This window comes from Microbacterium hydrocarbonoxydans, from assembly GCF_023715885.1.
GTDB classification, from domain to species: Bacteria; Actinomycetota; Actinomycetes; order Actinomycetales; family Microbacteriaceae; genus Microbacterium; species Microbacterium hydrocarbonoxydans_C.
Genome location: NZ_JAMBOY010000009.1, coordinates 24,681 through 38,134 on the forward strand (window position 1 = coordinate 24,681; position 13,454 = coordinate 38,134).

Genomic DNA, 13,454 nt, shown 5'->3' on the forward strand with positions numbered 1-13,454 from the left:
CCATGACCGATCAGGCCGTCGCGCTGCGCGCACAGGCGATCACCAAGTCGTTCGGCCCCGTGCGCGCCCTGCGGGGCGTCGAGCTGGAGCTGCGCGCCGGCGAGGTCACGGCGCTCATGGGCGAGAACGGGGCGGGCAAGTCGACGCTCCTCAAGATCCTCGGCGGCGACTACCGGCCCGACGGCGGCGAGCTGTCGATCGGCGGAGAGGCCGTGTCGTTCTCCGGACCGGCCGACGCCCGGGATGCCGGGCTCCGCGTCATCGCCCAGGAGCCCGAGATCGTCCCCTGGGTCTCGGTCGCCGAGAACATCTACATCGGCGCCCTCGGTGCCGGTGGGTTCCGCCGCGGCCGCCTCGAGCGCACCGCCACCGAGGAACTGCGCCGCTGGGGCTTCGACCGTGTCATCGACGCCCGCACGCTCGGCGCCGATCTGTCGCCCGCCCAGCGTCAGATCGTCGAGATCATGCGTGCCGTCATCGCGCGGCCGACGGTCATCTGCTTCGACGAGCCGACCTCGTCGCTCGGCGACGAGGAGGTGGCACTGCTCTTCGCGCTCATCCGCCAGTTGCAGCAGGAAGGCGTCGCGATCGGCTACGTCTCGCACCGCATGGGCGAGATCTTCCAGCTCGCCGACCGCATCACCGTGCTCCGCGACGGCGCGTACGTCGGCACGAAGACCGTCGACGAGACCGACCACGACGAACTCGTGCGCATGATGGTCGGCCGGGATCTCTCCCAGTTCTTCCACCGCGAGCCCGCGGCCCCGGGCGAGGTCGTGCTCGAGCTCGACGCCGTGTCGAACGAGTTCGTGCAGGACATCTCGCTGTCGGTGAGAGCGGGCGAGGTCGTCGGCATCGCCGGCCTCGTCGGCGCCGGACGCAGCGAGCTCATGAAGACCATCGCGGGCGACCTGCCCGTCGACGGCGGCGCGATCAGGGTCGATGGGAAGGCCAGGCGCTTCCGCAGCCCCCGCGACAGCATCCGCGCGAGGATCGGGTTCGCCCCCGAGGAGCGCAAGGCCGAGGCCCTGCTGCTCGAACGCAGTGTGCGCGACAACGCCGCACTCGCAGTGCTGCGATCCCTGTCGCGCTGGATCTTCGTCAAGGACTCCGCCGAGACCGCGCTCGCGCAGGGCTATGTCGACTCGCTCCGCATCCGCACCCCCAGCACCGAGCAGCTCGTCGGGCGACTCTCGGGCGGCAATCAGCAGAAGGTGGTGCTGGCGCGCTGGCTCGCCACGGCGCCGCGGATGCTGCTCCTCGACGAGCCGACGCGCGGCATCGACGTCGGGGCGAAGGCTGAGATCTACGCGATCATCGACCGCCTGGCCCACGAGGGCGTCGCCGTGATCGTCGTCTCCAGCGAACTCCCCGAGGTGCTCGGCGTCTCGGATCGCATCTATGTCATGGCCCACGGCCGGATCACGGGAGAGCTCCCGCGCGCCGAGGCAACCGAAGAGAGCATTCTCGCGCTCGCGATGGACGAGGAGGTCGCCGCATGAGCGACAAGATCGACAACCCGGAGATCAAGACCGGCGCAGCCGCGACGGCCGCCGTCGAGCGACCCGCGACCGAGCGGCCCTCGTTGGTGCGTCGAGTGCTCGGGGGAGTGGGCGTGCAGAACGTCTCGCTCATCCTCGCGATCGTGCTCGTCGTCGCCGTCATCGGGCTGCAGAACCCGCTGTTCTTCAGCGTCGCGAACCTCAAGGTCATCGGCACGGCCATCGCGATCATGGGACTGCTGGCCGTGGTGCAGACCATCGTCATCATCCTCGGAGCGCTCGACATCTCGGTCGGGTCGATCGCGGGTCTCACCTCGGTGACCTCGGCGATGATCTTCACGGCGGCAGGGCCCGTGCTGGGCGTCGCCGGCGCGATCGGCATCGGCGTGCTCTGCGGGCTCGTGAACGGCTGCATCATCGTGTTCGGACGCGTCAACCCCGTGATCGCGACCCTCGCGACCCTCGCGGCGTTCAAGGGCGTAGCGCAGCTCATCTCCGACGGCCGCGCGCAGGGCTACACCGGCGCCGACCCGTTCTTCGTCTTCCTCGCCCGCGGCGCGATCGCCGGCATCCCGACCCTCATCCTCGTGCTGCTCGTGGTGGCGCTGCTCGCGCACATCGTGCTGCGGTACACGTCGGTCGGTCGCAACATCTATGCGGTGGGCGGGAACAACATCGCCTCCCGCCTCGCCGGCATCGACATCAACCGCTACATCATCGGGGTGTACATGGTCACCGGCGCCGTGGCGGCGATCGCCGGCATCCTCATCACCGCCCGCACCGGGTCGGGGCAGCCTATCTCGGGGTCGGAGGGGCTGGAGCTCCAGGCCATCACGGCCGCGGCGCTCGGCGGCGCGGCGCTGAAGGGCGGCAAGGGCACGATCTCGGGGACGATCCTCGCCGTCATCCTGCTGGGCGTGCTCACGAACGGCATGACGATCCTCGGGGTGAACTCGTTCTGGCAGAACGTCGCCCAGGGCGCGTTGCTCGTGATCGCCGTCGTCATCCAGCAGCTCCGCTCCGGAGAGCGCCGCATCGGAATACCGGGCTGAGGCTCCGGGGGATCGACAGGTCGATCGCTTAACCTGGAGTCATGCCTCGTCAGTCCGCCGCCGTCTATCGTCGCCGGCGACTGGTGGCGCTCGTGGGTCTGATCCTGTTCCTCGCCGTCATCGGTGTGGCGGTGTGGCTGCTCGTCTCGCGCCCGTGGGCCAGCGCGGCCGAGGCCGTGCCTCCCGCGACCCCGTCGGCGTCGCCGACCCCCACGGCCGATGCCACGCCCACTGACACGCCCTCGGCGGATCCGTCGGAGGAGCCGGTCGCGGAGGAGACGCCCGGGGTCGTCGCGTGCGAGGCGAAGGACGTCGTGGTCTCGGCGGTCACGGATGCCGACACCTACGCCGCCGGCGAGCTGCCGAACCTGTCGATCTCGCTCACCAACAACGGCCCGACGGACTGCACGATCGACGTCGGATCGAGCACCCAGGTGTTCACGGTGTCGAGTGGCGCCGACGTGTGGTGGCGGTCGACCGACTGTCAGGAGAACCCGAGCAGCATGATCGCGACGCTCGCCGCGGGCGCGACGGTCACCAGCAAAGTGCCGGTGGTGTGGGATCGCACGCGCTCGAGCGTCGAGACCTGCGCGCAGGAGAACCGGCCTCGGGCCCCGGGCGGCGGATCGTCGTACCACGTGGCCGTCGAGATCGGCGGGTTCGCCGGCGCTGCGACCACGCAGATCCTCCTGTACTGAGGGCGAAACCTGCGCCTGAGATCAGGAGGCTCGCCCGAGAACAGGACCGTTCGGCCCGGAACCTCCTGATGTCGGGTCACCCTCCTGATCTCGGGAAGCGCCTGCACTGAATATCGGTGCAGTTTTCCGGCGTGTGTCCGGCGCGTGAATACCGACCTGGATTCAGCTTCGAGGATGACGGAAGTGCTTCTTTGGGATACCATTGACACGGCTCTCCAGATCTTGCGGCGCTATGCCATCCCCAGTGGCGTCGACTCACAGCGTCCCCAGCGCTTCGACACTGCCGCGCGAGAGCCTGGGCCCTCTCGAGTACCCCAGTCCCCAATGGATGACTCGAGAGGGCCCCATTCTGTCTGCGGGCCCGCCTCGCCGCCCGCCTCGTCCGCACGGTTGCTGAATAAGCTGGAGACATGGCAGCGAAGAAGGCGAAGCACGGCAGGAAAAAGCCCGCACCCGAGGACTTCCGGTCGGATGCTCTCGCCCAGGCGCTCGAGAAGCAGGACGTCGCCGCGGTCGCCCTCGCCCTTCGTCACGGCACCACCGTCGTTCCGCTGATCTCGCCCGGTGCTCGCGACAATCCGCTCGACAGCGGTGAGGTGTGGACGTACCGCGACCCGAACAGCGGCGATCTCGCCCTGCTGCTGTTCAGCGACGCGAAGAACAAGCCGGCGAACCTGCCGCCCGGCGTCGGCATCTACGGCGCCGACTGGCTGCGGAAGTTCCTCTCCGCTCACCCCATCACGACGGTGTTCCTCGACATCGCGGGACCGCATCCGATGCAGGCGTCGCCCGAGGAGATCCTGAAGGCCCTCGACGCCTGACGCTCGCGCTCTCGGCCCGAGTTCAGAAGGGCGGGATATCGCCCTCGTGTCGACGCGAGGTGTTGCGGGCGCGCACGTCGCTCAGCGCGGCGCGCAGGGTCTTCGACCGATCGTCGACGACCTGCTCGTATCCGAGGCGCGACGCCTCGGACCGGCGCTGCGCCGATTGTGTGACCGGGCGGATCTCTCCCGCGAGGCTGAGCTCTCCGACCGCGGCCACGGTGCGCGGCACGCGGATCTGCTGGATCGACCCGGCCACCGCGATGGCGATCGCGAGGTCTGCGGCGGGCTCCGTGAAGCGCACCCCGCCGACGGTCGACACGTACACGTCGAGCGTGCTCGTCTTGATCTGCGCACGCCGTTCGAGGATCGCCAGCACCATCGCCACGCGCGACGCATCGAGCCCGTGCACGACGCGGCGCGGATTCGGCGCCGTCGTGTTCACGGTGAGCGCCTGCACCTCGACCGGCAGCGCCCGGCGACCCTCGAGCGAGATGGCGACGCAGGTTCCTGGTTCGGTGTCGCCCTGCGACAGGAAGAGCCCGGACGGATCGGGGACCTCGGCGATGCCGTCTCCGGTCATCTCGAAGCATCCGACCTCGTCGGTCGGACCGAAGCGGTTCTTGAGCGCGCGGATGAAGCGCAGGGAGGTCTGCCGATCGCCCTCGAAGTGGCACACGACATCGACGAGGTGCTCCAGCACCCGCGGACCTGCGACCTGACCGTCTTTCGTGACGTGCCCGACGATGATGATCGGCAGCCCGCGCTCCTTCGCGATGCGGATCAGCGTCGCGGCGACCTCGCGCACCTGGCTGGGCTGCCCCGCCGCCCCGTCGATCAGCGATGACGACACCGTCTGCACGGAGTCGACGATGACGAGCTGCGGCTCGACCTCGTCGATGTGACCGAGGATCGTGGCGAGGTCGGTCTCGCTCGCGAGGTAGAGCTCGTCGTGCAGCGCCCCGGTGCGCTCGGCGCGCAGACGCACCTGCGCCGGTGACTCCTCGGCGCTCGCGTAGAGCACCCGCCGCCCCGCATGTGCGGCGCGGGCCGCGACCTCGAGCAGCAGGGTCGACTTGCCGACCCCCGGTTCACCGCTCAGCAGGATCGCCGCACCCGGCACGATCCCGCCACCCAGTACTCGGTCGAACTCGGCGACCCCGCTCGTGCGGCGCGGTGCGTCGGTCGTGGTGATCTGCGTGATCGGTCGCGCCGCTCGATCCGCGCTCGGGGCGAGCGGCGTGACGCGGCTGAGGATGCCGGTCTGCGCGCCCTGCTCCTGCACCGTTCCCCACTGCTGGCATTCGGCGCAGCGCCCGACCCACTTCGCCGTCGTCCACCCGCATTCCGTGCAGACGTACGCGGGGGGAGCGGGTTTACGGGCAGCCATGCAGCCAGGCTATCGCCGGTATCCGACATCCCTATCGCGGCGGGCATTATTCACGGCCGGAAGCCTGCGACGGCCGCGACGGCCGCGGGATACTGGATCCATGGCCAACGGAGCGCCCGTCTGCGGGCCGATCTCGACGTTCTCCCGGGTGCGCATCCTGCACCTGGTGCAGAGCCGTGCCGAGCGCACGATCGGCGAGCTGTGCGAGGCCACCGGACTGCATCCGAACACGGTGCGCGAGCACCTGCAGCGCCTCATCGAGGGCGGCTACGTCATCCAGGCGACCGAGCACCGCACCACCCGCGGCCGGCCGCGCACCCTGTACAGCGCGGCGACAGGCACGGGTGACGCGTCGAGCCCCATCGCGCGCGACAAGGCGAAGGCCGCGGCCCAGCGGGGAGATCTGCTTCGCCGGATGCTGCCCGCCACGGCATCCGCTCTCGGTCGCGATGCGACCTATCAGCTGGATGCCCTGATCGAACACCTCGAGGAGAGCGGCTTCGAGCCCGTCGTCGACGACGAGCAGCTCACGGTCGACCTCAGCCCCTGCCCGCACGCCGCTGGTCGTGCCGAAGACCGTCCGATGCTGTGCTCCGTGCACCTCGGCCTCATGCAGGGGGTGCTCGCCGAAGCCGGCGGGCCGCTCGCTGCCGGGGCCGTGCGAACCTCCGATCTCCCGGAGGAGTGCACGGTGCAGCTGCGTCTCACGGAGATGACCGCCGCCTAGCGCGCGTCACCTGACCCATGGTCTGCCGCCCGACGGGGGCGGCGGACCTCTCACCGGCGTACCCGCAGACAGAGAAGAAGGAGTGGTCCCATGGAATGGCTCGACCCGCTCGCACTGTCCCGATGGCAGTTCGGTCTGACGACCGTCTACCACTACCTCTTCGTGCCGCTCACGATCGGCATGGCGCTCGTCGCGGCGATCTTCCAGACCGCGTGGGTGCGCACCGGAAAGGTGCAGTACCTGCACCTGACGCGCTTCTTCGGCAAGATCTTCCTCATCAACTTCGCCATGGGCGTCGTGACCGGCATCGTGCAGGAGTTCCAGTTCGGCATGAACTGGTCGGACTACTCCCGCTTCGTCGGCGACGTGTTCGGCGCCCCGCTGGCGTTCGAGGGTCTGCTCGCGTTCTTCTTCGAGGCCACGTTCATCGGGCTCTGGATCTTCGGCTGGGACAAGCTCCCGCAGAAGCTGCACCTCGCCACGATCTGGTGCGTCTCGATCGGCAGCATCCTGTCGGCGTACTTCATCATCGCCGCGAACGCGTTCATGCAGAACCCGGTCGGCTACGTCTTCAACCCCGAGACCAACCGCGCCGAGCTCACCGACTTCTGGGCGCTGCTGACCAACCCCGTCGCGCTCGCCGCCTTCCCGCACACGATCTTCGGTGCGCTCATGTTCGCCGCCGGAGTCGTGATCTCGGTGTCGGCGTGGCACCTCGCCCGCGGACAGCACTTCGACACCGTGCGCATCTCCCTGAAGTTCGGCCTCTGGGCGATGATCGTCTCGACCGCCGGCGTCGTGCTCACGGGCGACCAGCTGGGCCTCGCGATGTACGCCGCGCAGCCGATGAAGATGGCCGCGGCCGAGGCCACGTTCAACACGGTCTGCGGGCCGGACGCCTCCTTCAGTCTCTTCACGCTCGGCACCCCTGACGGCAGCTCCGAGCTGTTCAGCATCCGCGTGCCGTACCTGCTGTCGCTCCTGTCGACCCACACGTTCGACGCGTGCGTGCACGGCATCAACGACCTGAACGCCGAGTACGCGACGACCTTCGCCGACACCGGCCTCACCGAGTTCGCGCCGATCCTCTGGGTCACGTACTGGGCGTTCCGCTGGATGATCGGTCTCGGCATGGCCGCCGGCCTCGTCGCCGTCGTCGGCCAGTGGCTGACCCGCAAGGGCGCCAAGAAGCCGCCGGCGCCATGGATGTGGAAGCTCGCGATCTGGTCGTTCCCGCTCGCGCTCGCCGCCAACATCATGGGCTGGGTCTTCACCGAGATGGGTCGCCAGCCGTGGATCGTCTTCGGTCTCATGACCACCCGTGACGGCGTCTCGCCGGGTGTCACCGGGGTCGACGTGCTGATCTCTCTCGTCGCGTTCACCGCGATCTACGCCGCCCTCGCGGTCGTCGAGGTGCGCCTGATCGTCAAGGCTGCGCAGAAGGGTCCGGACACCGACGAGCAACCCCACGAGGAGACGGCCCAGCTGCCGTCGGTCGTGTACTGAGAGAAGGAGACATCATGGATCTCGCAACGCTCTGGTTCTTCATCGTCGCCTTCTTCTTCGTCGGCTACTTCGTGCTCGACGGGTTCGACTTCGGCGTCGGCATGTCGCTGCCGTTCCTCGGCAAGGACGACGTCTCGCGCCGCCAGGTCATCAACACGATCGGCCCCGTCTGGGACCTCAACGAGACCTGGGTCATCGTCGCCGGCGCCGTGCTGTTCGCGTCGTTCCCCGAGTGGTACGCCACTCTGTTCAGCGGCTTCTACCTGCCGCTGCTGCTGATTCTGCTCGCGCTGATCCTGCGCGGCGTGTCGTTCGAGTACCGCCATCAGCGAGACGACATCGCCTGGAAGCGCCGCTTCGACCGCATGATCGTGATCGGCTCGGCGGTGCCCGCGCTGCTGTGGGGTGTCGCGTTCGGCAACATCGTGCAGGGGGTCGCGTTGAACGCCGACCACGTCTACGTCGGCGGGTTCTACGCGCTGCTCAACCCGTATGCGCTGCTGGTCGGCGTCACGACGCTGCTGCTGTTCTTCCTGCACGGCGTGCTCTTCGTCGCGCTCAAGACCGACGGGCCCGTGCACGAAGACGCTCATCGCCTCGCGAAGCTCGTCGCCGGACCGACGGTGCTCGCGGCCGTCGGCACCGTCGTCTGGACGGCGGTCATCGCGATGAACCGCGAGGCTCCGCTGCTGTGGCTGGTGCTCGGCGCCGGTGCGCTCGCGGCGGTCGCGCTGGTCGCGGCGATCGGGTTCTCGCTGGTGCGCCGTGACGGCTGGGCGTTCGTCTCGGGCATGGTCACCGTGATGCTCGCGGTCGTCATGCTGTTCGCCGCGCTGTTCCCGTACGTGATGCCGTCGACCATCGACCCGGCCTACAGCCTGACCGTCGCGAACGCGTCGAGCACGCGATATACCCTGGAGATCATGAGCTGGACGGCGCTGATCGCGACCCCGCTCGTGCTCGCCTACCAGGCGTGGACATACTGGGTGTTCCGCAAGCGCGTCACCCGCCGTTCGATCGAGGGGGCTCCGGCGCACGCGTGAGTGATCTTCGGGGTTCCGGTCGCACTTCGTGCCGCGAGTTCGCGTCGGCGGCGGCACAGACTGCGACCGGAACGACGTCTCGGGGCGACGCGTGAAACCCGTCGACATCCGGCTCATCCGGTACGCGAGCGCCGCGCGGGGGTTTCTGCTCCTGTCGGGCGTGATCGGGGTCGTGCAGACGGCGGTCACGGTCGCGTTCGCCTGGATGCTGACGGATGCTGTGACCGGCGCCCTCGCAGGTCGCGACGTGACGGCATCCCTCCTGTCGCTGCTGGGTCTCGCGCTGCTGCGCGGAGCGCTCATCGCCGCGTCCGACGCAGCCGGCACCAGGGCGGCGGCAAGGACCGGGATGGAGTTGCGCGCAGCCCTCATCGCGGCGATCGGACGACTCGGCCCGGGGTGGCTCGCGCAGCGGAACCGCACCGAGCTCGCCGTCACCGCCGGGCATGGACTCGAAGCGCTCGACGCGTACTTCGCCCGGTACATCCCGCAGCTCGTTCTCACCGTCACAGCCACCCCGGTGATCCTCGCCGTGATGTGGTGGCAGGACTGGCCGAGCGGACTCACTGCCGCGATCACTCTGCCGCTGATCCCGCTCTTCCTCATCCTGATCGGCATCGCGACCCGCACCGTGCAGCGCCGCCAGTGGCAGACGCTGCAGCGGCTCGCTGCCCGGTTCGCCGACACCGTGCAGGGCCTCGCGACGCTCCGGCTGTTCGGACGGGAGCGCCGCGCCGCCGCGCAGATCGAGCAGACCGCCGACGACTATCGACGCGAGACCATGAAGGTGCTGCGGTTCTCGTTCCTGTCGGGGTTCGCGATGGAGCTGCTCTCGTCGCTCGCCGTGGCGCTGATCGCGGTGGCGGTCGGGTTCCGCCTCCTGTCGGGCGACCTGTCGCTCGAGGTCGGGCTGTTCGTGCTGCTGCTCGCCCCGGAGGCGTTCCTGCCGATCCGCCAGGTCGGGGTGCAGTTCCACGCCGCCGCCGAGGGCGTGGCGGCGACCGAGGACGTGTTCGCGGTGCTCGACGAGGCGGGCGCTGGCCCCGGGTCGCCGCGAGAGGAGCGCAGCGACGAGACGAGACGCGCCGCAGGCCCGCTGATCGTCACCGACCTGCGCGTGCGCGATCTCCCGCCCGTCACCTTCACCGCGGCCCCCGGCACGGTCACGCTCATCGAGGGACCGAGCGGATCCGGCAAATCCAGTCTGCTCGCCGCGCTGCGCGGCGCCGTCCCGTTCGAAGGTGCCGCCGCCCTCGGGGGCATCGACGTTCGTGGGCTGTCGCCCGCCGCCTGGCTGGCCTGGGCGGGACAGCGCCCGCAGCTGAGCCGCGGAACGATCGCCGAGAACGTGTCTCTCGGGGACGCGGAACCCGACGCCGACGGCATCCGTCACGCGCTCGCGTCCGCGTGCGCCGACGATCTCGACCCCGCGCTGGAGCTCGGGGTGCAGGGAAGCGGACTCTCGGGCGGGCAGGCGCAGCGCGTCGCGGTCGCGCGGGCGCTGTACCGGCACTCGCGGCGACTGGACGCGGTGCTCGCCCTCGACGAGCCGTCGAGCGCGCTCGACGCCCAGACCGAGCAGCGGCTCTGGGACTCGCTGCGCGAGCGGGCGGATGCCGGAGCCACCGTGCTCGTCGTGTCGCATCGGCGCTCGGCCCGGCGCATCGCCGACCAGGTCGTCGAGTTGGGGGTGCGCGTATGAGCAGCATCCGGTCCGAATCGCGCGCGCTGCACATCCGCGAGGTTCTGCGCCTCGCGCAGCCGCCGCTCCTGCGCTTCCTGCCGGGGCTGATCTGGGGCGTGCTGTCGGCCGGCGCCGCGGTGAGTCTGCTCGCGGTGAGCGGCTGGCTGATCGTCAGCGCGTCGATCGTCGACTCGCTCGTGCCCCTCTCGATCGCGGTCGTCGGCGTGCGGTTCTTCGCCGTGACGCGCGCCGTCACCCGGTACCTCGAACGTCTGAGCGGCCACGACGCCGCGCTGCGTCAGCTCGCCGCGACCCGCGCCGACATGGTCCGGCGGCTCACGCCGCTGTCTCCCGCCGGGCTCGGCCGCACCGACCACGGGCGGGTGCTGTCCGCCCTCGTCGACGACGTCGAGAACCTGCAGAATCTGCCGCTGCGGGTGGTGCAGCCGTTGGCCGTGTCGGGCGTCGTCGCACTGGGCGCCGTCGGGTTCCTGCTGTTCGTCTCGGTGCCGGCGGCTCTGACGCTCGCGGTCTGTCTCGTGATCGCCGCGCTCGCCGCGGTCGGCCTCGGCTGGCTGTTCGGCTCGCGGGCCGAAGCCGTCGTGTCGACCCGCCGCGGCGACCTCACCGCCGCGCTCACCGACTACATCGGCGGACTCGACGTGCTGCTCGCCTACGGTGCCGAGCCGCAGGCGCGGGAGCGTGTGCGGGAGGCGGATGCCGCGCTGCGACGCGCCGTCGGTCGAGCCTCGCTCGCGCAGGCTGTCGCCGCGGGAGTCGTGTCGGCCGTGGCGGGTGCGGCATCCGTCTGGGCGCTCGCGGCCGCCGCCCCCGGCCTGGTCTCCGGCGCGATCGACGGTCCGTGGCTTGCGGTGGCCGTGCTCGTGCCCATGGTGGTGTTCGAGGTGTTCGGGGCGGTGCCGATCGCCGCGGCATCCTGGCGCAGCGTTCGCGCGAGCGCCGAGCGCATCGTCGACGTGCTTCCCGACCGGATGCCGGAGCAGCTGCGTTCCGACGACGGAGCGGACACCGAGGTCGACGGGACGCCTACGCTGCGTTTGCACGGTGTGCGGGCGGAGTGGCCGGGCGGCGCGCCCGCGCTGCGCGGGGTCGACCTCGAGCTGCGGCCGGGGGAGCGTGTGCTGGTCTCGGGACCGAGTGGTGCGGGAAAGAGCTCGCTCGCCGCCGTGCTCGTGGGATTCCTGCGTGCGGAGGGGACGTACACGGTCGGCGGCATCGATGCGTCGGCGCTGTCGGGCGAGGCGCTGCGACGCACGATCGGGCTGTGCGAGCAGAGCCCGCAGCTGTTCGACGAGGACATCCGTCAGAACCTGCTGTTCGCGCGAGACACCGCGACCGACGACGAGCTCCTCGCCGTGCTCGACCGGGTCGGGCTGGGGGAGTGGGTGCGCGAGCGCGGCGGATTGGATGCCCGGGTCGGCGATCGCGGCGGCCTCGTGTCGGGCGGTCAGGCCCAGCGCATCGCTCTGGCGCGGGCCCTGCTGCGCGGCTTCCCTGTCCTGGTGCTCGACGAGCCGACCGCGGGCGTGGACCCGGACGCCTCGGACGCCCTGCTCGCGGACCTGCTCGGAGCGGCGGGGGAGCAGTCGGTGCTGCTCATCTCGCACGTCGCTCCGCCGGCCGGGTCGGTCGATCGGGTCGTGCGGCTGGAGGACGGCCGTACCGTCTGAGGCCGCGGTGTCCATCTCCACAGGTCGTTGAGCGAGGAGCGCAGCGACGAGACGAAACGCCGGGAGGTTCCGCGGGGTGTGGCGCGTTTCGTCTCGCTCCGCTCGCTCAACGACCGGGGGGCCGTCAGACGTTCAGGTCGGCGCGGGGCTCCATGACGATGCCCTGCGCCTCGAACGCGCGGCGGCGCTCCTCGATGCGGCGGTGCAGCTCCACCTGCGCCTCGTCGACGAGGGCGGGGTCGAGGTCCACCGTCGCCGGGTGCGGATCCCCGTGGTTCGCCGCGATGTACGCGTCGAGCTCCGGCCCGGACGTCCACGACGTGATGAGCGCGAAGCGCGGAGCTGCGCCCCGATGCCACACGGCGTGCCAGAAGCGCTGCGTGTCGACGATGATCCGCGAGCCCGCGGGCAGCGGCAGCCGGATCTCGGTGGCGGGGTCGAAGCGGTCGGAGCGGAGCAGCAGCAGCGAGTCGGGGTCGTCGGTGAGGTTGTAGTACCCGCGCACGACCCAGCCGGTGCCGTCGTCGTTGAGGCGGTTGTTGTCGTCCTGATGCAGGTTGTAGACAGCATCCGCGTACGTGTTCGGCTGCAGCTCGATGACGCGGCAGCGCCCGACCCCGGCACCGGGTTCGAGCGCCCGTGCCTGCAGGGTCGGTGCGATCGCCACCTGCGACGGCACCCACACCCCGTCCTTGTCGGTGCGGGGAGGGGTGTGGTTCCAGAATCCGTTGCACTCGATGTCGCCGGCGTAGGTCGCGAGCGGGGCGAACCGCGTGATGCCCGACGAGCGCCAGCCGATGTACTGCAGATCGAGCCATTCGGCGGGGTCGGACGCCTGGTCATGATCGTCGAGGACCACGTACCCGGTCGCGGCGAGAGCCTCGGACGTGATGAAAGCCATGTGCGCACCCTCCCGTTTAGGCAATCCTAACCAGGATGCGGTGGCGACGCAGGGACCCGGCGGCCGGACAAAACCGCGGTTCCTCGGCATCCTCGTCGAGTTGACGCCTCTTGCCGCAATCCCGCAGGGATTGCGGCATCAGGTGCCAACTGGAGCGGAGGAAGGATGCCGTCACCGCCCCGATTCGCGCCGCAGCGCGCGGTGTCGTAAGCTAGTCGGCGGTGACGTGTCCGAGCGGCCGAAGGTGCAACTCTCGAAAAGTTGTGTAGGGTAACCCCCTACCGTGGGTTCAAATCCCACCGTCACCGCCATTGTGATGTCTCAGGACATCGTGAACGGCTGAACCCCCGGTTTCGGGGGTTCAGCCGTTTTTTCGTTGGTAGTTCTTGGTGGGGTCGAGGGTGTATTCGGCGAGGAGCTCGCCGGTGCCGAGGCTGAT

Annotated in this window: 11 protein-coding genes and 1 tRNA gene; 10 read left to right on the forward strand and 2 right to left on the reverse strand. The window is 69.9% G+C overall.

Annotated elements, in window-relative coordinates:
* Positions 1-2: 2 nt before the first annotated feature.
* From M3195_RS16620 to M3195_RS16635, 4 genes are all read left to right on the forward strand, one after another.
* On the forward strand, positions 3-1,502 hold the full coding sequence (locus M3195_RS16620) for a sugar ABC transporter ATP-binding protein (protein ID WP_251589197.1): 1,500 nt from the start codon (positions 3-5) through the stop codon (positions 1,500-1,502).
* On the forward strand, positions 1,499-2,554 hold the full coding sequence (locus M3195_RS16625) for an ABC transporter permease (protein WP_251589199.1): 1,056 nt from the start codon (positions 1,499-1,501) through the stop codon (positions 2,552-2,554). The genes M3195_RS16620 and M3195_RS16625 overlap by 4 nt, the downstream gene beginning before the upstream one ends.
* A gap of 41 nt (positions 2,555-2,595) precedes the next feature.
* Positions 2,596-3,252, forward strand: coding sequence for a hypothetical protein (locus tag M3195_RS16630; RefSeq protein ID WP_251589201.1), 657 nt, complete (start codon positions 2,596-2,598; stop codon positions 3,250-3,252).
* A 410-nt stretch (positions 3,253-3,662) separates the two neighbouring features.
* A complete protein-coding gene (locus tag M3195_RS16635; RefSeq protein WP_251589203.1) occupies positions 3,663-4,073 on the forward strand; it encodes a dehydrogenase in 411 nt (136 codons plus the stop codon).
* A 22-nt stretch (positions 4,074-4,095) separates the two neighbouring features.
* Here the strand turns inward: M3195_RS16635 and radA are convergent, their stop codons facing one another.
* Entirely contained in the window at positions 4,096-5,463 is a 1,368-nt protein-coding gene (gene radA, locus M3195_RS16640; protein WP_251589204.1) for a DNA repair protein RadA, read from the reverse strand.
* A 100-nt stretch (positions 5,464-5,563) separates the two neighbouring features.
* On the opposite strand from radA, the gene M3195_RS16645 reads away from it, so the two are divergent.
* The 5 genes from M3195_RS16645 (at position 5,564) to cydC (ending at position 12,114) form a co-directional block, all read left to right on the forward strand.
* The gene (locus M3195_RS16645; RefSeq protein WP_251589205.1) at positions 5,564-6,190 is read left to right on the forward strand and encodes a helix-turn-helix transcriptional regulator; all 627 of its coding nucleotides are present in this window, start codon (positions 5,564-5,566) and stop codon (positions 6,188-6,190) included.
* Between the two features lie 90 nt (positions 6,191-6,280).
* Entirely contained in the window at positions 6,281-7,696 is a 1,416-nt protein-coding gene (locus tag M3195_RS16650) for a cytochrome ubiquinol oxidase subunit I (protein ID WP_251589206.1), read from the forward strand.
* A 14-nt stretch (positions 7,697-7,710) separates the two neighbouring features.
* On the forward strand, positions 7,711-8,739 hold the full coding sequence (gene cydB / locus M3195_RS16655; RefSeq protein ID WP_251589207.1) for a cytochrome d ubiquinol oxidase subunit II: 1,029 nt from the start codon (positions 7,711-7,713) through the stop codon (positions 8,737-8,739).
* A 91-nt stretch (positions 8,740-8,830) separates the two neighbouring features.
* Complete coding sequence (cydD, locus tag M3195_RS16660) at positions 8,831-10,441, forward strand: thiol reductant ABC exporter subunit CydD (RefSeq protein ID WP_251589208.1); 1,611 nt, start codon at positions 8,831-8,833, stop codon at positions 10,439-10,441.
* Positions 10,438-12,114 (forward strand): thiol reductant ABC exporter subunit CydC, encoded by a 1,677-nt coding sequence (cydC, locus tag M3195_RS16665; protein ID WP_251589209.1) that lies wholly within the window; start codon positions 10,438-10,440, stop codon positions 12,112-12,114. Before cydD ends, cydC begins: the two co-directional genes overlap by 4 nt.
* A 124-nt stretch (positions 12,115-12,238) precedes the next feature.
* Here cydC and M3195_RS16670 read toward each other — a convergent pair whose 3' ends face one another.
* Positions 12,239-13,015: a hypothetical protein gene (locus tag M3195_RS16670; RefSeq protein WP_251589211.1), complete on the reverse strand. Its 777-nt coding sequence runs from the start codon at positions 13,013-13,015 to the stop codon at positions 12,239-12,241.
* Between the two features lie 220 nt (positions 13,016-13,235).
* Between M3195_RS16670 and M3195_RS16675 the strand changes: the two genes are divergently transcribed.
* Positions 13,236-13,326, forward strand: a tRNA-Ser gene (locus tag M3195_RS16675).
* Positions 13,327-13,454 lie beyond the last annotated feature (128 nt).

What these genes read in the sequence shown, in the direction of transcription:
- M3195_RS16620 (WP_251589197.1), top strand. Translation starts at nt 3, where the DNA reads ATGACCGATCAGGCCGTCGCGCTGCGCGCACAGGCGATCACCAAGTCG.
- M3195_RS16625 (WP_251589199.1), top strand. Translation starts at nt 1,499, where the DNA reads ATGAGCGACAAGATCGACAACCCGGAGATCAAGACCGGCGCAGCCGCG.
- M3195_RS16630 (WP_251589201.1), top strand. Translation starts at nt 2,596, where the DNA reads ATGCCTCGTCAGTCCGCCGCCGTCTATCGTCGCCGGCGACTGGTGGCG.
- M3195_RS16635 (WP_251589203.1), top strand. Translation starts at nt 3,663, where the DNA reads ATGGCAGCGAAGAAGGCGAAGCACGGCAGGAAAAAGCCCGCACCCGAG.
- radA (WP_251589204.1), bottom strand. Translation starts at nt 5,463, where the DNA reads ATGGCTGCCCGTAAACCCGCTCCCCCCGCGTACGTCTGCACGGAATGC.
- M3195_RS16645 (WP_251589205.1), top strand. Translation starts at nt 5,564, where the DNA reads ATGGCCAACGGAGCGCCCGTCTGCGGGCCGATCTCGACGTTCTCCCGG.
- M3195_RS16650 (WP_251589206.1), top strand. Translation starts at nt 6,281, where the DNA reads ATGGAATGGCTCGACCCGCTCGCACTGTCCCGATGGCAGTTCGGTCTG.
- cydB (WP_251589207.1), top strand. Translation starts at nt 7,711, where the DNA reads ATGGATCTCGCAACGCTCTGGTTCTTCATCGTCGCCTTCTTCTTCGTC.
- cydC (WP_251589209.1), top strand. Translation starts at nt 10,438, where the DNA reads ATGAGCAGCATCCGGTCCGAATCGCGCGCGCTGCACATCCGCGAGGTT.
- M3195_RS16670 (WP_251589211.1), bottom strand. Translation starts at nt 13,015, where the DNA reads ATGGCTTTCATCACGTCCGAGGCTCTCGCCGCGACCGGGTACGTGGTC.